Origin of the sequence: Veillonella sp. AF13-2 (genome assembly GCF_003603295.1) — a bacterium.
GTDB lineage: Bacteria > Bacillota > Negativicutes > Veillonellales > Veillonellaceae > Veillonella > Veillonella parvula_E.
Genome location: NZ_QTMT01000003.1, coordinates 340,842 through 362,070, shown reverse-complemented (window position 1 = coordinate 362,070; position 21,229 = coordinate 340,842). Strand labels below are relative to the sequence as shown.

Annotated in this window: 17 protein-coding genes and 1 tRNA gene; 3 read left to right on the top strand and 15 right to left on the bottom strand. The window is 40.6% G+C overall.

The window, feature by feature from the left end:
• Window positions 1–87 precede the first annotated feature (87 nt).
• The 15 genes from menB to DWV85_RS07440 all read right to left on the bottom strand — a co-directional run bounded on the left by menB (window position 88) and on the right by DWV85_RS07440 (window position 15,475).
• Complete coding sequence (menB, locus tag DWV85_RS07510; protein ID WP_004693709.1) at window positions 88–930, bottom strand: 1,4-dihydroxy-2-naphthoyl-CoA synthase; 843 nt, start codon at window positions 928–930, stop codon at window positions 88–90.
• 4 nt (window positions 931–934) lie between these two features.
• Window positions 935–1,795: a 2-succinyl-6-hydroxy-2,4-cyclohexadiene-1-carboxylate synthase gene (menH, locus tag DWV85_RS07505; protein WP_004697990.1), complete on the bottom strand. Its 861-nt coding sequence runs from the start codon at window positions 1,793–1,795 to the stop codon at window positions 935–937.
• Window positions 1,792–3,555, bottom strand: coding sequence for a 2-succinyl-5-enolpyruvyl-6-hydroxy-3-cyclohexene-1-carboxylic-acid synthase (gene menD / locus DWV85_RS07500; RefSeq protein ID WP_123138451.1), 1,764 nt, complete (start codon window positions 3,553–3,555; stop codon window positions 1,792–1,794). The genes menH and menD overlap by 4 nt, the downstream gene beginning before the upstream one ends.
• 40 nt (window positions 3,556–3,595) lie before the next feature.
• Window positions 3,596–4,738 carry an isochorismate synthase gene (locus DWV85_RS07495; RefSeq protein ID WP_060919448.1) on the bottom strand — a complete coding sequence of 381 codons (1,143 nt, stop codon included), beginning with the start codon at window positions 4,736–4,738 and terminating at the stop codon, window positions 3,596–3,598.
• Window positions 4,739–5,000: 262 nt separating this feature from the next.
• The gene (gene purD, locus DWV85_RS07490; RefSeq protein ID WP_123138450.1) at window positions 5,001–6,263 is read right to left on the bottom strand and encodes a phosphoribosylamine--glycine ligase; all 1,263 of its coding nucleotides are present in this window, start codon (window positions 6,261–6,263) and stop codon (window positions 5,001–5,003) included.
• Window positions 6,264–6,409: 146 nt separating this feature from the next.
• Window positions 6,410–7,939 (bottom strand): bifunctional phosphoribosylaminoimidazolecarboxamide formyltransferase/IMP cyclohydrolase, encoded by a 1,530-nt coding sequence (gene purH, locus DWV85_RS07485; protein ID WP_123138449.1) that lies wholly within the window; start codon window positions 7,937–7,939, stop codon window positions 6,410–6,412.
• Window positions 7,940–7,963: 24 nt separating this feature from the next.
• The gene (gene purN / locus DWV85_RS07480; protein ID WP_123138448.1) at window positions 7,964–8,587 is read right to left on the bottom strand and encodes a phosphoribosylglycinamide formyltransferase; all 624 of its coding nucleotides are present in this window, start codon (window positions 8,585–8,587) and stop codon (window positions 7,964–7,966) included.
• Complete coding sequence (gene purM / locus DWV85_RS07475; RefSeq protein ID WP_123138447.1) at window positions 8,580–9,641, bottom strand: phosphoribosylformylglycinamidine cyclo-ligase; 1,062 nt, start codon at window positions 9,639–9,641, stop codon at window positions 8,580–8,582. The genes purN and purM overlap by 8 nt, the downstream gene beginning before the upstream one ends.
• Window positions 9,628–11,046 carry an amidophosphoribosyltransferase gene (gene purF / locus DWV85_RS07470; RefSeq protein WP_004693726.1) on the bottom strand — a complete coding sequence of 473 codons (1,419 nt, stop codon included), beginning with the start codon at window positions 11,044–11,046 and terminating at the stop codon, window positions 9,628–9,630. The genes purM and purF overlap by 14 nt, the downstream gene beginning before the upstream one ends.
• Before the next feature lie 11 nt (window positions 11,047–11,057).
• Window positions 11,058–11,786 (bottom strand): phosphoribosylaminoimidazolesuccinocarboxamide synthase, encoded by a 729-nt coding sequence (gene purC, locus DWV85_RS07465; protein ID WP_004693728.1) that lies wholly within the window; start codon window positions 11,784–11,786, stop codon window positions 11,058–11,060.
• A 101-nt stretch (window positions 11,787–11,887) separates the two neighbouring features.
• The gene (purE, locus tag DWV85_RS07460; protein WP_123138446.1) at window positions 11,888–12,379 is read right to left on the bottom strand and encodes a 5-(carboxyamino)imidazole ribonucleotide mutase; all 492 of its coding nucleotides are present in this window, start codon (window positions 12,377–12,379) and stop codon (window positions 11,888–11,890) included.
• 434 nt (window positions 12,380–12,813) lie between these two features.
• Window positions 12,814–13,254 (bottom strand): hypothetical protein, encoded by a 441-nt coding sequence (locus DWV85_RS07455; RefSeq protein ID WP_004693734.1) that lies wholly within the window; start codon window positions 13,252–13,254, stop codon window positions 12,814–12,816.
• An 11-nt stretch (window positions 13,255–13,265) separates the two neighbouring features.
• Window positions 13,266–13,712, bottom strand: a complete 447-nt coding sequence (locus DWV85_RS07450; protein ID WP_123138445.1) for a hypothetical protein — start codon at window positions 13,710–13,712, stop codon at window positions 13,266–13,268.
• A gap of 27 nt (window positions 13,713–13,739) precedes the next feature.
• Window positions 13,740–14,315 carry a xanthine phosphoribosyltransferase gene (locus DWV85_RS07445; protein ID WP_004693737.1) on the bottom strand — a complete coding sequence of 192 codons (576 nt, stop codon included), beginning with the start codon at window positions 14,313–14,315 and terminating at the stop codon, window positions 13,740–13,742.
• 254 nt (window positions 14,316–14,569) lie between these two features.
• Window positions 14,570–15,475, bottom strand: a complete 906-nt coding sequence (locus tag DWV85_RS07440) for a LysR family transcriptional regulator (RefSeq protein ID WP_004693739.1) — start codon at window positions 15,473–15,475, stop codon at window positions 14,570–14,572.
• Between the two features lie 267 nt (window positions 15,476–15,742).
• Between DWV85_RS07440 and DWV85_RS07435 the strand changes: the two genes are divergently transcribed.
• The 3 genes from DWV85_RS07435 to DWV85_RS07420 all read left to right on the top strand — a co-directional run bounded on the left by DWV85_RS07435 (window position 15,743) and on the right by DWV85_RS07420 (window position 21,197).
• Window positions 15,743–19,483, top strand: coding sequence for a phosphoribosylformylglycinamidine synthase (locus DWV85_RS07435; protein ID WP_123138444.1), 3,741 nt, complete (start codon window positions 15,743–15,745; stop codon window positions 19,481–19,483).
• Window positions 19,484–19,648: 165 nt separating this feature from the next.
• Window positions 19,649–20,884 (top strand): FprA family A-type flavoprotein, encoded by a 1,236-nt coding sequence (locus DWV85_RS07430; RefSeq protein ID WP_021147764.1) that lies wholly within the window; start codon window positions 19,649–19,651, stop codon window positions 20,882–20,884.
• 222 nt (window positions 20,885–21,106) lie between these two features.
• A tRNA-Ser gene (locus DWV85_RS07420) sits at window positions 21,107–21,197 on the top strand.
• Window positions 21,198–21,229: the final 32 nt, after the last annotated feature.

The following is a 21,229-nucleotide window of genomic DNA, read 5'->3' as shown; positions in this document are numbered from 1 at the left end:
ATTACAAGAAAGGCGCCTCCTATAGAGGCGCACTTGTCGTTTTAACCGTTAATATAGTCCGTCATATAGGACTGTATCGACTCCCGATTAAGGGAATTTAGGGAATTGTTTGAAGTTAGGTTTCCGTTTTTCTTTGAACGCGTCACGACCTTCTTTCGCTTCATCAATTGTATAGTACATCAATGTAGCGTCCCCTGCGAATTGTTGTAAACCTGCAAGGCCATCTGTGTCGGCATTGAAAGCGCCTTTCAACATGCGCAATGCCATTGGAGATAATTCAAGTATTTCGCTACACCATTGAACTGTTTCTTCTTCCAATTTGTCAAATGGTACCACAGTATTAACCATGCCCATTTCATATGCTTGAGCTGCTGTGTATTGACGGCACAAGAACCATACTTCGCGAGCGCGTTTGTGACCGATCATACGAGCCAAGTAACCTGCGCCATAACCAGCGTCGAAGGAGCCTACACGAGGACCAGTTTGACCGAACTTAGCATTTTCAGAAGCGATTGTAAGGTCACATACGATGTGCAATACATGACCGCCACCGATAGCATAACCATTAACCATTGCAATAACAGGTTTAGGGATGACGCGAATTAAGCGTTGTAAATCGAGAACGTTCAAGCGAGGCACATTGTCTTCACCTACATAACCACCGTGACCACGTACGCTTTGGTCACCGCCGGAGCAGAATGCCTCTTTATCTTCGCCCTTACCGTGGTTAGCACCAGTCAATACGATTACGCCTACTTCGTTATCTTCACGAGCTACTGTGAAAGCATCAATTAACTCCATTACTGTTTTAGGACGAAATGCGTTACGCACTTCTGGACGGTTAATAGTAATCTTTGCAATGCCATTATATGTTTCGTAAATTACATCTTCATAATTACGATCCAATACTTTCCAATCAAATTTGCTCATGGACTTAACCTTTCTTCTGTAAAAAATCCAATACCGCTCGTTCAAAAATCTGCGGTTTCTCTATATGTACATTATGCCCCGCCCCGTCGACGATGACATGATTAAAACTTGGCAACTTGCCAAATACGTCTCTTCCTATTGTAGTATATTTTGTATCTAATGCGCCACTCACATATAAACCTTTAACAGAGAAATTTTTTAATTTATCCCCTACATAAGGCATTACGCCTTGCCCTGAGCTACGCAACGTACAAGCTAAGGCATATGGGCTATTATTGGAACGGCGTAAGTATATTAATTCTTCTACCCCCTCTGAAAGCTGTTTTTGACTCTCAAAAATAGGTGCTTCCGCCCATCGTGCAGCAAACCAAGCACCATCATGCTCTTCGATATGAACTGCTAAGTCTTCATCCGCCTTGCGGCGTGCTGCTCGCTCAGCGTCAGAAGCGATGCCTACCGAGCCACTTTCAAGAATAAGACCTTTGATTTCACGTTCATATTGTAAAGCATAGGAAAGTGCAATACGAGCCCCCATAGAATAGCCCATGAGGTAATAGCTTTCACCAACCATGTAATAGATAACTGTGTGTAAGTCCTTTATCATTTGAGGAATGGTGTAAGCCTGATTCTCATCAGGAATATCTGAATCGCCATGTCCGATTAAATCAATACGAACCACGCGATACCCCGGCAGATTAATAGCATCCCAAGTATAGCTTGATTCAGAGAAGCCGTGGAAACATACAATAGGTTCCCCTTCACCTACCACAGTCAAACCGTAGCGATACTCTCCCAAGTCAAAATACATCCGCTGAGCTGGATTACACAAAGCATTATCTACAATACTGCAAAAATACTGACTCATAGTAATGCCTCCATATCAACTGAAACGTTTGTATATTTCCTATGTAACTGACGACTATATTCCCGGTCTGTAGGTATTTCAATGATATGAACACCAGATTCCGTGCTAACTTTAGCTAATACATGACTCAATTCATCAGGACTAGAGATTTTAGTGTGCCCACAGCCATAGAGTTTAGCGGCCCCACTATAATCTAAGCCTTGTGACGTAGAGAACAAATAATCAAAATGCTTTGTTCCCTTTTGCGGTAAATATTCAAAAATACCGCCTCCATCGTTATTATGCAAAATAATCGTCAAATTTAGATTGTGCGTTTTAGCGACCGCTAAGCCGTTTAGATCATGGAATAAAGACAAATCTCCCGTTACGAGATATGTAGGCTGACCATTTGTGGCAAGACCTAGTGCAGTTGAAACGATACCATCGATACCATTAACACCACGATTACCGTAAAGAACGGCATCGGATTCACCAGAGAACCAGAAGTAATCAAAGTCGCGAATGGTCATACTATTCGCCACAAGCAATTGGCTATTGTCAGGAATATGCTGTTGCAACTCGCGTATCGTGCGACCTTCAAAACAACTTGGTTCTTCTATGGCTGTACTTAGTTGAGCTTTGCCAGCTACTTCTAAACTTTGCCAACTATTAAGATATGCATTAGATTCGTTCTTTACAGCGTACAAATGCGTAAACATGTCGATGCTTGCTTGCATGTGTATGGTGGTTTTCCCCGTTGGATTCATGGAGTCCATTGTAGGATTTATCTCTATATACTCCACATTATCCCAACTTGCCACCATCTGTTGCACGCGTTTAGACACAACCATTTGGCCAAACTGAATCACGCAATCCGGCTTTAGTACAGGCCATAACTCTTTATCCGCTAAAAATGCATCATACGTTGAAATCACAACATCAGAGAATTGTTTTTTCTGAGTCATATCTGTATCGTTGCTACGATTGATATTAAATTCATGATTATCATCAATAGCATCAGTCTTATGCCAGCGTCTTACATTGGACAATGGATCCGCCAAGATAGGAGCTTGTAAATTCTCCGCAAAGGAATGAATAGACTCAACTTCATCTACATCAATTTGTGGACCAGCTAAAATAAGAACTCTCTTATACTGTGCAAGCAATAGACTTCTATTCTGATAGCTAAACACATCACCGTAATTAGGTTTAAATACTTTGTAAGGGCTACGTCCCGCTTCAAAGTGCTTACGGTCCAGTTCAGGCACTAATGGCTCAAAGAGAGGTATATTGATATGCACGGGTCCTTTTTTAGTATCTATAGCTTTCATATACGCCTTGCGTGCTACTTGTCGTGGATATGTGTAGTAATGCTCATCTTGGGGCACCGATAATTCTTCATAATAGTTTACAGCTGTACCAAAGATTTTTTGTTGATCTACTGTTTGTGGAGCCCCTGTATGTAGCAAGGTATAAGGTCTATCGGCAGACAATACGATAAGAGGTACCCCACTATATTGAGCCTCTAAAATAGCGGGCAAATAATGAGCCACTGCGGAACCGGATGTACAAACTAACACAGTTGGTTCTTTATGAGCCTTTGCAATGCCAAGTGCCATAAAGCTAGCAGAGCGCTCATCTATATTCATATATGTTTCAAAGCCTTCATACTCCGTGAAAAGCATAGCCATCGTCGTGGAACGAGAACCAGGGCTAAACACAGCATGCCGGACGCCGAGTTGGTAAAACTCATCTACCAAGGCAGCAATATATTCGTTCATTATATTCCCTTTCAACAACTTCTAAGGGTTTGGAAATTTATCATAACGCATCCAAAATGGTGCGCATTTTATTATTAGTTTCTGCATATTCTTCATCCGCATCAGAATCGGCTACGACGCCACATCCTGCATAGGCATAAAGAACATTATCCATAATGAGGGCAGATCGAATAGCAACGATGACAATGCCGTCCCCCATATCTTTCATAAAGCCAAAAGGTGCTGCATACATGCCGCGTTCATGAGCTTCGTACTTTTGTAGCAATGCCAACGCCTTTTCTCGCGGTTCACCACCGAGAGCCGGTGTAGGATGGAGCAACTTTGCCCATTCTACGAGGGATTTTGTGCTATCCTTAGCAGTAATAATGGTGCGCAAATGATATAGATGCGCCAGCTCCATGATACCCGTTTCACCTATTATAACCTCCGGAGTAATAGATTTCATGATATCCACAATACGGTCACGGACGATATTATGTTCAAAGAGATTTTTCTTATCTGTTAACAGTTGTTCCTTAGTCCACGCATTTGGTCCATGTTTAGGCGCTGTCCCCGCCAAGGCATAGCTGAGAATTTCACTACCTCGATGGCGAACTAGAATCTCTGGCGATGCACCCACAAAGGTGCGTCCATCCTTTTCGTAACCAAAGATAAAGCAATTTGGATTATTATCTACTAAATTTGCCAAAATACTTGCCACATTGTATGGTGTTTCACTAGTAAACTGTACCTCTCGAGAAGAAACGACCTTCGTCATTTCACCACTACTAATACCATCAGCGATAGCGTTCATCAAACTATCCCAAGCCGCCTTATCATCACTGGTTTCCTTGTAGTTATGGCGAACTCGAGGCACCTCGAAATCCGTAATAGGGACGCTTTCACCAGCGTGCAAGTAGAAAGACTCCCCATTTTCTACGATGTAGTAATGGGTGAAAGCAATCATTTCATGACCCATGCCAGCCCATTTAGGGTCCTTAGAGTTCTCAAAAAAAGTATCTCCATAAAACACGTAAGCGTAATTATGGCGATCTTCATCATCTTTGACCGTCGCCAAACGTTTAGCGCCTACAACGATGCGGTCACTTTGACGATCCACCCAGAATACGCGTTCTTCGTTGGGAAAATTCAGCCAAAAGGCTACCGGACTATTCAGTTCTAACGGTTCTTTATTATATATCATAGTTGTATATCACTATTAAGAAATAAAATAGACTATAGTAAAAACACCTAACGTGTAGAAGATTTACTTCTACACGTCAGGCGTCATCAATAAGTTTCCAAATTTTTGAGATGAGCCTAACGCCATCACACGTCGATGGGCCCTCTTTATATCTAATTTATTATATCATAGGTAACAGTTAAAAGGTAGAAAATAAAACCTCTACACCGCATGCGTCGTACATGAATGTAGAGGTTTTCATTATATTCAAAATGTTGTTACTTTATTTAAAAGCCTTAGCCCCAATATCTGTACGATATTGCATGCCTTCAAAGTCGATATGCTCTATACGTTCATAGGCTCTATCAAGTGCCGTTCTAAGGTCTTTGCCAAGTCCGACAACACCAAGCACACGACCGCCATTAGTGACATAATTTTCACCAACAAGCTTTGTACCAGAGTGGAATACAATGGTTGTGTCATATTGTTTAATATCCCCACTGATGACATCGCCCTTAGATGAAGTTTCAGGATAGCCCTTAGAAGCAAGGATAACGCAAGCCGCTGAGGAATCTTTCCATTTCACCATATTAGAGGTTAATGTGCCCTTAGCACAGGCCATCATAATCTCACCTAAATCACTATCCAGTAGCGGCAATACAACTTGTGTTTCAGGATCACCAAAGCGCGCATTGAATTCTACCACCTTAGGACCTTCGTCAGTAATCATAAGCCCCGCGTAAAGGCAGCCTACATACGGCATGCCTTCTTTTTCCACAGCCGCTACCATAGGTTCTAAGATGGTTTTCATCGCTGCGTCCCGCAATGCATCTGTAAGAACGGGGGCCGGTGCATAGGTCCCCATGCCACCTGTATTAGGCCCTTTATCACCATCAAAGATGCGTTTATGATCTTGAGAGGCAATCATAGGAACTACGGTCTTGCCATCTACAAAGGCTAATAAACTAGCCTCTTCGCCTTCCATAAACTCTTCGATAACAACGGTGCTGCCTGCATCACCGAATCGATTACCACTGAGCATATCTTCTACGGCTACATTCGCTTCATCGATGGTCATGGCTACTACAACACCCTTCCCTGCTGCCAAGCCGTCAGCTTTAACAACGATAGGAGCTCCTGTTTGAGCAATAAAAGCTTTCGCTTCATCTACCTTATGGAATACACCATACGCAGCAGTGGGAATATTGTATTTTTTCATGAGGTCTTTAGCAAACACCTTTGATCCCTCTAGTTGAGCTGCTGCTTTGGATGGACCAAAAACTGGAATCCCCGCCTTATTAAGTACATCTGCTAAGCCCGCTACTAAAGGAGCCTCAGGCCCAACAACAACTAAATCAACTTGATTATCTTTCAAAAAGCTAATTAAATGATTGCTTTGTTGCCAATCGATGCCAACTAGCTCTGCACAATCTGACATAGCCGCGCTACCAGGAATAGCATATACCTTTGTTACGCTAGGGCTGATGGACAATCGCCACGCCAATGCATGTTCACGGCCGCCGCTACCGATTACACATACTTTCATAAGTCCTCCATCGGCGCCTAAACGCCATCAAATTCATAATAGTATAAACACATAACGGAGCCACTCCAAACATCAATAATTGTTGACCGTTCAATAGATATTTTGCCCTAATCGTGTTTAACAATCCGCTAAAAATTCTTAACTAGTTAATGTTTAAAGTGACGAATATTTGTAAATATCATAGCGATGCCCGCTTCATCAGCCGCTTTGATGGACTCTTCGTCGCGAATAGAGCCACCTGGTTGAATAATAGCTGCAATGCCATGCTTTGCCGCTGTTTCTACGGTATCGCCAAATGGGAAGAATGCATCGGATGCTAATACAGCGCCTTTAGCGGCTTCCCCGGCTTGTTCAAGAGCAATTTTTGCAGAACCTACGCGATTCATTTGACCGGCCCCAACTCCAAGAGTACGCTTTTCATTAGAAATCAAAATCGCATTGGATTTTACATGTTTTACGAGTTTCCATGCAAATTCAAGAGCTTTCCATTGTTCCTCTGTTGGTTGTACCTTCGTAACAACTTTATAATTGGCGCGGTCTTCTAGGATATCGTCTTCTGTTTGCACTAATAAACCACCAGACACCTTTTTCACTGTCACTTGGCCAGATTCCGGCTTAGATAGTTCAATGAGGCGAATATTCTTCTTAGCTTCAAGGATTTCTAATGCTTCTTTTGTGAAAGCAGGTGCCATAATAACTTCTAAGAAAATTTTGCTCATTTCCTCCGCTGTACTTGCATCTACTTCACGGTTTAAGGCTACGATACCACCAAAGGCGGATACGGAATCAGCTTCGTAAGCATTTACATAGGCATCATGTAATGTAGCTGCAGTAGCGGCACCACATGGGTTCGTATGCTTAATGATGCATGCAGCTGGCTCAGTAAACTCCCATACCATATTCCATGCCGCTTCCATGTCTACAATATTATTATAGGAAAGCTCTTTGCCATGTAATTGTTTCAAGGCCCCCATGCCATGAGCTGTACCAATTTCTTTATAGAATGCGGCTTGTTGATGCGGATTTTCCCCATATCTAAGATCTGTTACCTTCTCATAAGCACTCAAATATTCTGGAGGTGTAGGGCCTTCATTCAAGATTCCACTCATATAATTAGCGATGGCCACATCGTAAGCCGCCGTATGAGCAAAGGCTTCTTTGGCAAGTCCAAAGCGATATTCCTTAGTCAATTCACCTTGATCCTTGAGCATCTCTAAGATTTCATCGTAATGATTTGGATTTACTACGATACCCACAAAGGCATGATTCTTTGCTGCAGAACGAACCATCGTAGGACCACCAATATCGATATTTTCGATGGCCTCTTCTAAGGATACATTAGGTTTTGCAATGGTTTCGCGAAACGGGTAAAGATTGACTACAACAAGGTCGATTGGTTCAATACCATGTTCTGCCATAGCTTGTTGATGCTCCGCATTATCACGGATCGCCAAAATACCACCATGCACCTTAGGATGTAATGTCTTTACGCGGCCATCCATCATTTCAGGAAAATCAGTCAAAGACTCTACCGATTTTGCCGGAATACCTGCTTCGGTTATGGCTTTAAGGGTCCCACCTGTGGAATAAATGGTTACCCCTAAATCAACTAAACCTTTCGCAAAGTCTACAATACCTGTTTTATCAGAAACACTAAGTAATGCATTTTTAATCATCTAACGTCTTCCTTTGCTTACACATCAATCTTCAATATATACAACACGACCTTTTATAGTGAGCTTATCCTCACAAAATAGTCGTAATGCCTCTTTATATGTTTTATGTTCAATAGGCAATAATCTATCACTCAGGATATCCTCTGTATCCTCCGATAATAAAGGAACCGTATTCTGCATAATGATAGGCCCCGTATCCATTCCGGCATCAACAAAGTGTACCGTACAACCGGTTACCTTTACTCCCGCATCAATAGCTTGTTGATGTCCATGTAGTCCCGGAAAGGATGGCAACAAGGCAGGATGGATATTTAAAATTCTATGCTCATAGTGCTCAATCAATGGAGTCCCTACAATGCGCATATATCCAGCCAAAACGATACCATCTACCTTATAGAGCTCTAACGCATCTAACTGGGCTTGTTCAAAGCTAGCTTTAGAATCATAGTCACTACGCTCGATGACAATGAGTGGAATATTCCAAGGTTTAGAACGTTCAACAATCCCTGCATCACCGTGATCTGTAATGATAACTACAAACTCACCATTAATATATCCTTCTTGCATGGCTTTATAAAGGGCTTCCCCATTGGATCCTCTACCGCTTGCGAATAGAGCTAGACGCTTTTTAGCTACGGAACTAGTCATTAAATACCGCCCCTTTTACAACAACTGGACCTTCGACTTTAACGATATGACCAATTTCATATACCGCTTCATTACGACTTTCAAGATTTGCCTTTACTCGATCCACATCCGCAGCGTCCACTATGAGGATCATGCCAATGCCCATATTAAAAGTGCGGTACATTTCATGCCAATCTACATTGCCCCATTCTTGTAGCTTTTCAAAAACTGGAAGGCGAGGCCATGTATCACAATCGATCTCTGCCGTTACTCCCGTAGGTAAGACGCGAGGAATATTTTCATAGAAACCGCCGCCCGTAATATGAACCATACCTTTAATTAAATCTTCTTTAATCAACGGTAATACAGCTTTAGGGTATAAGCGCGTTGGCGTTAATAATTCTTCTCCCAGTGTTTTGCCAAATTCAGGAATATCTTGACCAATGGAGAAACCCTTGTGATCAAATACAATTTTACGAACTAACGAGAAACCATTAGAATGAACCCCAGAAGATGGTAACCCAAGAATAACGTCTCCTGCCTTGATACTTTCACCAGTAATCAATTTAGGACGATCTACGATACCAACGGCAAAACCAGCTACATCATAATCCTCATCATCGTAGAAACCTGCCATCTCAGCAGTTTCACCGCCTAGTAAAGCGCAGCCTGATTCTTCGCACGCCTCAGCTACACCACGTACGATATCCGCCACTTTTACAGGCTCTAGTTTGCCAACCGCAATATAATCAAGGAAGAATAAAGGTGTAGCACCTTGTACGAGGATATCATTAACACTCATAGCTACGCAGTCTTGACCGATAGTATCATGTTTATCCATCATAATAGCGAGACGTAATTTGGTACCCACCCCATCTGTACCAGATACGAGCATAGGATCAGACATAGCATGACCAGCTAAGGAATAGAGTCCCCCAAAACCACCTAAATCACCAACAACACCCGGTGTATACGTCCGTTTAACAGATTCTTTCATCAGTTCTACGGCGCGATTACCTGCATCGATATCAACACCTGCATCACGATAGGTTAAACTATTTTTATTCGAGCACATATTTGACCCCTTCCTCTTGGTCCGCAGGAACCGCTACACTATAATCACCATTGAAACATGCAAAACATAAATCATCTGGCTTTACATCAGATACAGCACGACATAGGCCTTCACGAGACAAGTAATGTAATTTATCAGCCTTGATAAAATCTCTAATTTCATCCACTGTATGAGTAGCTGCTATAAGTTCTTTACGCACCGATGTATCAATGCCATAGTGACAGGAATACTCAATAGTTGGAGAACTAATACACATATAAATCTCTTTAGCACCAGCCTCTTTTAGCATTTTTACAATAATACCACTCGTAGTACCGCGCACAATAGAATCATCAATAAGGACGATACGCTTACCTCCAACAATATGTGGCAATGCATTTAGCTTCATACGAACAGCTAATTCTCGTTCCTCTTGATTTGGTTTAATAAAGGTACGACCGCTATAACGGTTCTTAACTAAACCTTCTGCAAAAGGGATACCCGATGCACGAGCATAACCTAATGCAGCCGTTGTACCGGAATCCGGAATGGACATTACGATGTCCGCATCATACTTAGTTTCGTTATATAGTTCGCGGCCCATATTTAGCCGAGATTGATATACGGATTGACCATCGATATGACTATCGCCACGTGCAAAATAGATGTATTCAAAGACGCAAAGTTTTTTATCGATTTTTTCTGGTTCCGCATAGATAGTACTACGCACACCAGAGTCATCGATGATAACCATTTCACCAGGATCTATATGACGAATAAACTCTGCCTTAATCGCATCAAAAGCACAGCTTTCACTAGAGAGCACATAACCATTTTCAGTTTTACCTAAACAAAGTGGTCTAAATCCTTGAGGGTCTCGTACACCTACCAAAGAGTCGTTCGTAGTAATGACTAAAGAGAACGCCCCTTCAATTTGACGCGCCGCATCGGCAATCCGTTCCGCTTGTGTTTCTGCTTTAGAACGGGCTATCAAGTTCACGATAACCTCAGAATCCATCGTCGTTTGAAAGATGGAACCATCGGCTTCGAGACGTTTTCGAATAGATAAGGCATTCGTTAAGTTTCCATTGTGAGCCACCGCAATTTGACCGCCTTGGTAGTGAATAACCAAAGGCTGGATATTACGCGGATTATTGGACCCAGTCGTAGAGTACCGCACATGACCAGTCCCCATATAGCTTGGCAAAGATGGTAATTCTTTGATAGCCTCGGTCAACAAGCCCATGCCTTTTTTCAGTTCAACATCATGACCATCGGTAACAGCAATGCCCGCACTTTCTTGACCACGATGTTGGAGAGCAAATAGCCCCCAATATACATAGCGTGCTACATCAACGGTCCTATCATAGATGCCGAACACACCACACTCTTCGTGCCATTTATCAAAAACAGAATCGTAATTCATCTTCCCCCCTATTAGGCACGCTCACCTGTAAGACGGAATAACATTTCCTTATATGCTTCTTCAATATTACCAAGATCTCGACGGAAACGGTCTTTGTCAAGTTTTTCACCAGTTGTAGCATCCCAGAAACGGCATGTATCAGGAGAAATTTCATCACCCAATAAAACTTCACCATTATGGGTACCAAATTCTACCTTGAAATCTACAAGTGTCACATTTTTAGTAGCCAAAAATTTCTTCAATATATCATTTACCTTTAAAGTAATTGTAGAAATTACATCAAGTTGTTCTTGAGTAGCCCAACCAAGTGCTGTGATTTGGGATTCATTGGCAAATGGATCGCCTAGTTCATCATTTTTGTAGCAGAATTCAAGGATTGGATGTTTAAGTGGAGTTCCTTCTTCAATGCCAAAGCGTTTAGCCATAGAGCCAGCCGCAATATTACGAACAATAACTTCAAGAGGAACTATTTTCAATGCAAGTACTGTTTGGTTGCGATCATCTTCACGACGAACGAAATGAGTTGGTACGCCTTCTTTTTTCAACAATTCAAAGAAGAAAGAGGAAATTTTATTGTTCAAAACACCTTTTCCAAGAATGGTATCATGTTTCTCGCCATTAAATGCAGTGGCATCATCTTTGTAATGAACGATGTACTCATCTTTGTTATCTGTTGCATATACTTGTTTTGCTTTGCCTTCGTACAATAATGTTAATTTTTCCAAATCGATGTTAGCCATGATCTTTCTCCTTTATCATAAATTAATGATACAAACTATATGATAGGTATCCAATAAACTGTTTTTATTAACCAATATTTAATCGCCGATGATTTACATGATTAAATATGAATAGCACCTTGTAATTCTGCATTGTCTGCTAAGACTTTTTCAGCCATATCTTTACGATATTGTTTATATTGTTCTTTCAGATCTTTATTGAAAGCTGCTCCAATTTGTACTGCAAAGAGCGCTGCATTTTTAGCACCATCTACAGCCATAGTTGCTACAGGCATGCCAGATGGCATTTGTACAATAGCAAGTAGAGAATCAATACCTTTTAATGCGGTTGCATTAAGTGGGATGCCGATAACTGGTAGTGTAGTGAAGCTCGCCACCACACCAGGTAGGTGAGCCGCTGCGCCTGCACCAGCAATAAAAGCGATAGCCCCTTCATCTTCAAGTCGTGTGATAAAGTTCTTCACAGCCTCTGGGGTACGATGAGCTGAGGCAATAACCATTTCATAAGGGATTTTGAATTCATCAAGTACGGCAGATGCCTTTTTCATTGTGTCTAGGTCAGACTTGCTGCCCATGATAATACCGACCTTCATAGATCCTCCTAATAAAAAAGCCCAGCCAAAACAGACTGGGACAAATACGCGCAAATAGCCTCCGTAGACTTGCTTTGAGTTTGTTGATTTGCATAGTTCACGGTGCTACCTCCTTCTTGTACTCAAATTGTAACACCTAACATTTACAAAATCAATACTATTTTCGAATATTTTTTTATTAAATATTTTTATCATTCGTTATATTCCGAACTATTGAAAAAAATATAGATTGCATCATATAAAATAATTTTAAATAAATCTATAAAATAAAATACTGCCTTTTCAATCTTATAATAACACAAACTTACTCTATCGATTAAAATATTTATATGTTTTTTCTTATCCATACAAAAAGAGGATAACCCATTTATAAACAGGTTATCCTCTTTTCATAATTCCGAACATTAGATCACTTAACTTGTATCTATTATTGATTAGTGAGTACCACTTTCAAAGGCAGCTTTCAATTCACCTACAGATTCAGGAATATAATCTACGATAGAAGACATCAACGCATACATCAATGCAGGCTCGAACGCATCATCACCACACATATATACGCAATCCAAGTATAGGCTAGAATCTTGTTCATCAATATATAGTTTGTAATTTTTATATGTCGCATTGTCTCGATTAATTAATGCATTCAAGGCATTCATATTTTGTGCCGTTACCTTTTCAGGACCTAACACTAAACGAACTACACTATAAATACTGTTATCGAGAATGACGAATAAAGGCATATCCCATAAAGGAGACTTGATATAAGAACGATATACTACTGTACCGTCTTCATCATCAAAATCCTTCCGTTCAAAAGATATGATTTCTTCTTCTTTCAAAAACTTATCAAATAATAAGGATTTAGGATTCATAACAACCTCTATTAAGCTAAGCCAGCTACTTTAAGAATATCTTTATGTACAGTATCTAAATGCGGTTGAATAACTTCAAGCATAAGATTCACTACTACAGTAGGATCAAATTGTTCATTCAAACATGGTATAGACACATCCATATAAATGTTATTATCTTCATTGCTCACGTAATATTTAGATATCTTGTAATCTTGATTTAACGTGTTAAGTTCTTTCAATACCGCAGGAATCACTTTTTTATCAATAGATGTTGTTGTGATAGCGATGCGTACATAGGTGAACGCAGAATCGTCTACAACGATGAACACAGGCAAGCTATGCTCATGAACATCCAAAAGACCATGATATACAACTGTATTAAGATCGTCTGTCATTTCTTCCTTTGTAAACCAAGTGTTACCGCCTTTGTTAAGGTCAGCAACAAGTAAGTCGAATTTTTCTGCTTTTTTATTCATAATTCCCTCTAACAATAATCAGACAAATTAGTCTTCGATAAACACACAACCATTATCTTTGAATTCTTTAATGCGAACTAAAGACTCTACACGGTAGCCCGCATTTTCCAAGCGTTCACGACCAGGTTGGAAGGACTTTTCAATAGCAATCGCCATGCCTACTACTTCATCACCTGCGTCTTGAACCAACTTAGCAAGGCCCATAGCCGCCTCACCAGACGCCAAGAAATCGTCGATAATCAACACTTTTTCGCCAGCTGGTAAAAATTTTTTAGAAATAGTGATATCATAATTCTCTTCTTTTGTATAAGAGTACACAACACTATGATATACATCATCTACCATAAGGATGGATTTTTTCTTACGCGCAAATACCAATGGTACGTCTAGTTCAAGCGCGGCCATCAACGCCAACGCAATACCAGATGCTTCGATGGTAACAATACGTTGTACACCTGCATCACGGTAACGATCCGCGATTTCTTTACCAATCGCCTTAAACAATTGTGGATCGATTTGATGGTTTAAGAACCCATCTACTTTCAGCACTCGATTATTGAGGACAATCCCCTCTTCACGAATGCGTTCTTTTAATAATTCCATGTGCTCATACCTCCGCATAACTATCTTTAAATTTTAACGTAAACAACCCCTTAGGGTCAACCTATATCTAGTAAAAGTCTTATAATATACCCCATAAATATCATTGCAAATAAGACTTAAATATTTCATATATGAATTATATAACTCAACTGCTTTATAGGAATATAATATAGCACGGTAAAACTCACACTAATATATAAAAAGACACACTTTAAGAAATTTTCCTAAAGTATGTCTTTAAACATGTCTTTTTCTTATAAAACTTTATCTCGAGTACTTTCACGATTAACTAGCAAGGACGTAAATCTTGCAGCCCCTTCAGATTGAGGAACCAAGCGAGAACGCACAAGCACAATGTCCCGTGTTGGTACCGGAATATCTGTATCGATGCGCACAATAGTCCCTTCTTGCATTTTTTGTTGTACCACATGATTAGGTAACATGGAAATACCCATGTTGATTTCTACAAGATCTAGTAATACATCGACGCTACCCAATTCAAAGCGAGGCTTACGACAAGCACCATGTGTTACATCGTCAAAGAATGTACGACTAGCAGAGCCTTTATGCAAGAGTAAAATAGGCTCGTTAAGAAGGCGCCCTTGATCAAAGAATCCTGCCCCTTTATAGTCAGGACCGCCAACAAAGACATCTTGAATGGTAGCTAGCGTAGTTACCTCTAGCTGAGGATTATCTCTCAAGCCCTCATAATCATTAACCACAGCTAATTGCGCCTCTTTATTGAGTACTAATTCTACACAATCAGGAGACGGACGATTAATGATATGTAAGCCAATTTCACTTTCTTGTAATTGCCATTTGTGGAAATAAGGCAATAAGAAATGGCGACACAAAGTATCTGTGGCAGCCAAATTTAAACTTTCATAAGCTTGGCTAACCCGTTCTTGTAATTGGGTAACACCATTATCAAGAATAGAGAAAGCTTTAGCTACCGTATCAAACAATTCTTTACCTTCTGGCGTGAACCCTACAGATTTTGTAGTACGCACGAAGAGAGGCATATTAAGTTCTCCTTCTAATTGTTTGATACTTTGACTGATGGCGGATTGGGACACCCCTAATTCTTTTGCGGCACGGGAAAAAGATAAATATAAGCCTACCCCTAGAAAGGTTCTATATAAATCTGCAGATACTGCCATTTTATTCACCTCTGTTATATACTAATAGTAACGTCTTACTTTTAAATACACATATCATTACCTTATTATAACTATAGACTCTCAATATATAATGAATATGTAGAAATCTTCATGAAAGTTAGGTCTTATGACCTTCATGAACTTTTCATATTTATTAGTATTTCTAATCTTTTCATTAGTAAGATTATCTTTACTTATAAGTCTAGACCGACTATACTTAATTTGTCAATATCCCATAGGGAATTATATACATTACAGGAGGCTACAATGGCTATACAACGATTATTCGTAACAAAACGAGAATCTTTCAACCTAGAAGCGCAACGCATGTTACAAACCTTACAACAGGAATTATCTATGCCTGCTACAGATGTGACTATCTATGAGCGATACGACATCGAAAATTTAGATGCAAAAGATCTAGAGTCTGCTAAAAATTTAATTTTTTCTGAACCTCCTGTAGATACTGTATTAGAAGAAATTCCAAGTGTACAAGGCTTTGTATTTGCTGTTGAATATGTGCCAGGTCAATACGATCAACGTGCTGATAGCGCAGAGCAATGTATTTCTATGCTCACACTTACATCCGGCCACATCGTGCGTTGTGCTCGCGTATATGCTATCGAGGGCACCTTTACAAAAGAACAAGAAAATGTCATTAAGGCCTACTACATTAACCCTGTTGATTCCCGCGAAGCGAGCCTTGACGTACCAAATACCTTAGCTCTCGATTTAGAAGATCCAAAACTGGTGGCAACAATCGATGGCTTTACTACGATGAGCGATGCTGATTTAGAAGCTCTCATCAAGAACTACGGTCTTGCTATGACATTAGCAGACCTTCAAATGATTAGACAACAATACGCAGAGGTGGAACACCGCGATCCTACGATTACAGAAATTCGCCTCTTCGATACATATTGGTCTGACCATTGCCGTCACACTACCTTTATGACCGAGTTAACAGATATTACCATTGAAGACAGCCGCTTCACCGGTTCTATAAAGGAAGCCTTCGAAGAATATATGGAAGGCCGTGCTGAGCTCTACACGACTAAGAAAAAAGCTCGCTCCCTCATGGACATGGCTACATTGGCTGTAAAAGAATTGCGCCACGCTGGAGGACTTACAAATCTCGATGAATCTGATGAAATCAATGCATGTACAATCATCATCCCTGTCGATGTAAATGGCAAGACTGAAGAATGGTTGTTACTATTCAAAAACGAAACCCATAACCACCCTACTGAAATCGAACCATTTGGTGGCGCAGCTACTTGTTTAGGTGGCTGTATTCGCGACCCATTGAGTGGCCGCGCTTATGTATACCAAGCTATGCGCATCACAGGCTCTGGCGATCCACATACAAGCCTTGAAGATACGTTAGAAGGAAAACTACCACAAAAGAAAATCACCCAAGAAGCGGCTCGCGGCTATTCCTCTTACGGCAACCAAATTGGCCTTGCTACAGGTGAAGTAAAAGAATATTACCATCCTGGCTACGTAGCAAAACGCATGGAAATTGGTGCTGTTATCGGTGCCGCACCTCGCAACCAAGTTCGCCGCGAAGCTCCAACTGCCGGTGATGTTGTAGTATTGCTAGGTGGTAAAACTGGTCGTGATGGCTGTGGTGGCGCTACAGGTTCCTCTAAAGAACATACCGTTGACTCTCTATCTACATGCGGTGCAGAAGTACAAAAAGGCAATGCTCTTACAGAGCGTAAAATCCAACGTTTATTCCGTCGTGGCGAAGTAACGACACTTATCAAACGTTGTAATGACTTTGGTGCAGGCGGTGTATCTGTCGCTATCGGTGAACTAACTGATGGTGTATCAATCAATCTCGACTTAGTCCCTAAAAAATATGCTGGCCTCGATGGTACAGAGTTAGCCATCTCTGAATCCCAAGAGCGCATGGCCTGTGTTATCGCTGCTTCTGATGTAGAGGCATTCAAAGCATACTGCGACGAAGAAAACTTGGAGTGCACAGTTGTGGCAGAGGTAACTAATACAAATCGCCTTGTTATGAACTGGAATGGCGAAACAATTGTAGATATTAGCCGCGACTTTTTAAATACAAATGGTGCTAGTCAACAACAAGAAGCTATCGTAAAAGCTCCAGTAGATCGATCCTACTTCTTACGTGGTTCTGCTAGTGCAGATAACTTCAAGGAAAAATGGCTCGCAGCCGTATCCGATTTAAATGCAGCATCCCAACAAGGCTTAGCAGAACGCTTTGACAGCACTGTGGGTGCCAATACAGTCCTCATGCCATTCGGTGGCAAATTCCAAAAAACGCCTACCCAAGGCATGGTTGCTAAATTACCGGTTCTAAACGGTGAAACTACAACGGCGAGTATTATGACTCACGCTTTTGTGCCTGAGTTATCTGCATGGAGCCCTTATCATGGTGCGCAATATGCAGTGCTTTTATCTGTAGCAAAATTAGTAGCTCTTGGCGGTCGTCGTGAAGATGCATACTTAACATTACAAGAATATTTCGAACGCCTCAATTCTAAAGAATCTTGGGGTAAGCCAGTAGCAGCTTTACTTGGTGCTTATAAAGCACAAAAAGAACTTGAAATCGGCGCTATTGGTGGTAAAGATTCTATGAGCGGTACTTTTATGGACCTTACAGTTCCTCCTACCCTCGTATCCTTTGCGGTTGGTACAGCTCATGTAGATAATATTGTGAGCCAAGACCTTAAAGGTGTAGATCACCGCCTCGTATTCTTCGATGTACCTCGTACATACGATGACACCCCTGATTGGGATCGATTCAAAGAAAACTGCGATACACTACAAGAACAAATTGAAAAAGGTCGCGTTTACTCTGCCTATGTAGTTGATCAAGGCGGCATTCCTGAAGCAGTCACTAAAATGGCCCTTGGCAATAATATTGGTGTTAAATTCGATAAATACGCTGAACGTGGTATCTTCCAACCAGCCCTTGGTTCCTTCATCGTTGAAGTAGATATTACAGCTGTTAATTATCTTTTAGAGTTACCTGATGTGAAAGTTATCGGTGTAACCCAAGCCACACCTGTTATCGAATGGGAAGGACAATCTGTTTCTCTCAAAGAAATACAAGCTGCTTATGAAGCACCTCTAAACGATATTTTCCCAATGCATGCACCAAACGGCTTTGGTGAAGCAGTCGCTTACATTCATGATCAACACGCTAAACCTCGCAGCACCTCCCTAGGTGCCAAACCAAAAGTTCTTATTCCAGTATTCCCTGGTACAAACTGCGAATTTGACTCTGCTCGCGCCTTTGAACGGGCTGGTGCAGAAACAGATATCGTGCTTATCCGCAACCAAACTCCAGAACAATTAAAAGAATCTATCGACGTAATCAAAGCTAAATTAGCAGAGTCTCAAATTCTTATGTTTCCAGGAGGTTTCAGTGCCGGTGATGAGCCAGATGGTTCTGGTAAATTCATAGCCACCCTCTTCCGCAACCCATACCTTGCAGAAGGTTTAGAAAACCTCTTGTACAAACAAGATGGCCTTGTATTAGGTATTTGTAACGGCTTCCAAGCACTCATCAAGTTAGGCTTATTACCTGGTGGACATATTGAAACGTTAACTGCAGATCATCCTACATTGACATACAATACCATTGGTCGTCACTTATCTCGCATGGTTAATACGAAAGTTATTTCCACAAAATCCCCTTGGATGAGTGATGCTAAAGCTGGAGAAATTTACACAGTACCAATTTCTCACGGCGAAGGTCGCTTTATAGCGTCTCCTCAACAAGTGTTGGAGTTCAATAAAACTGGCCAAATTGCTACACAATATGTAGACTTTGATGGTATCGCCTCCATGGATAGTCGCTTCAATCCTAACCAATCTGTAGCTGCTATCGAAGGTATTTATAGCCCTGATGGTCGCGTATTCGGCAAAATGGCACACTCCGAACGCTGTGGCGCCGGTATTAGCAAAAATATTCCTGGCCAATTAGAAATGCCAATCTTTACATCTGGTGTAAAATACTTCAAATAATTGGTCACTATGAACTTTCATGTGAAAGCCTACTTCTTCAAGTAGGCTTTTTCAATATTGATTTTTTTCGAAAATATTAGTATTATAAATTGATACTATATTTACAGACATGAGTTCTCATGTAAAGCTATACATACCTAGTGTGGGTTAAGAAAGGATTTTATTATGCATTGTGCTCAGAAAATGACTCATAATATCTACTGGATTGGTAGTAATGACTGGACAACAGAACGTTTCGAAAACTTATTTCCTATTCCAAATGGTGTTAGCTATAACAGCTATTTCATCGACGATGAAAAAACTTGTGTGGTAGACTCTGTAGATGCTGAAATTCGTGAAGAGTACTTCGACAACTTGACTCACCTCTTAAATGGTCGTGAACTTGATTACATCGTCGTAAACCATATGGAGCCTGATCATTGCCAAACATTATTGGAAACATTGGAACGGTATCCAAATTGTAAAATGGTAGGTAATGCTACAACATTCCGCATGTTTGAGCAATTCTATAACACTCCAAAACCAGAACAATACCATCAAATTAAAGAAGGCGATGAAATCTGTTTAGGTAAACATACTTTGGTTTCTTACACTATGCCTATGGTTCACTGGCCTGAAGTAACTTGTACATACGAAAAATCTACAGGCACATTGTTCTCTGCAGATGCTTTTGGTACATTCGGTACAGTTAATGGTAATATCTTTGCTGATCAAACCGATTTCGTAGCTACATACGAAGAAGAAGCTCGCCGTTACTATACAAATATCGTTGGTAAATACGGACCACAAGTACAAAATGCGCTTCGCAAAATTTCTAGCCTTGATATCAAACGCATTGCTCCACTTCATGGTCCAATCTGGCGCACCCCTGAATCTATCCAATATATCACGCACAAATACTTACATTGGTCCAGCTATACAGCTGAGAAAAAAGGTGTTGTTATCGCTTTTGGTTCCATGTACGGCAATACTCGTGCTATTGCTCAACAATTGGCTAAACAACTATCCAAACGTGGCGTTACAGATATCAGAATTTACGATGTTTCCAAAACTAATGCTTCCTACATCATCTCCGATGCTTGGAAATATACTAACTTGGTAACTATCGCACCTACATATAACTTGAATCTATACCTTACTATGGAAAACTTTATCCATGAATTAAAAGCCCTTAACTTCCAAAACCATAAAGTATCCATCATTGGTAACCACTCTTGGGCTTCCGCTGCGATGAAAACAATGGTTTCCCATTTCGAAAATGACTTCAAAGACATTGAAATCGTTTCCGAACCACTAGATATCAAATCCTCTTTGAAAGAAGAAGATCTTCCATTAATTGAAAAAATGGCAGACGATATTAAAGCATCCATTGAAGCTGCTGAAATTAAAGACGTATTCTAATTCCTAATACAAGAGCCGCCTATTTAGGCGGCTTTTTCTGTTTATATGTCAAATTTACACAATCGAAATTAGGTTTTAACCTTCGATCATTCCCCATCATTGCAATCAAATATTGTATTTTAAAAGCCTTGTAAATATGCAATAATTCTACTATTTTTTTGCTTGACATAAATCTAACTTTTTCATATACTATACAAGTACCTGTTACACAGCAGAATACATGGAGAGGTGTCCGAGCGGCTGAAGGAGCATGATTGGAAATCATGTGTGCGGTTATCCCGTACCCAGGGTTCAAATCCCTGTCTCTCCGCCATAGTAAAAGCAGTGCTTTCGTACTGCTTTTTT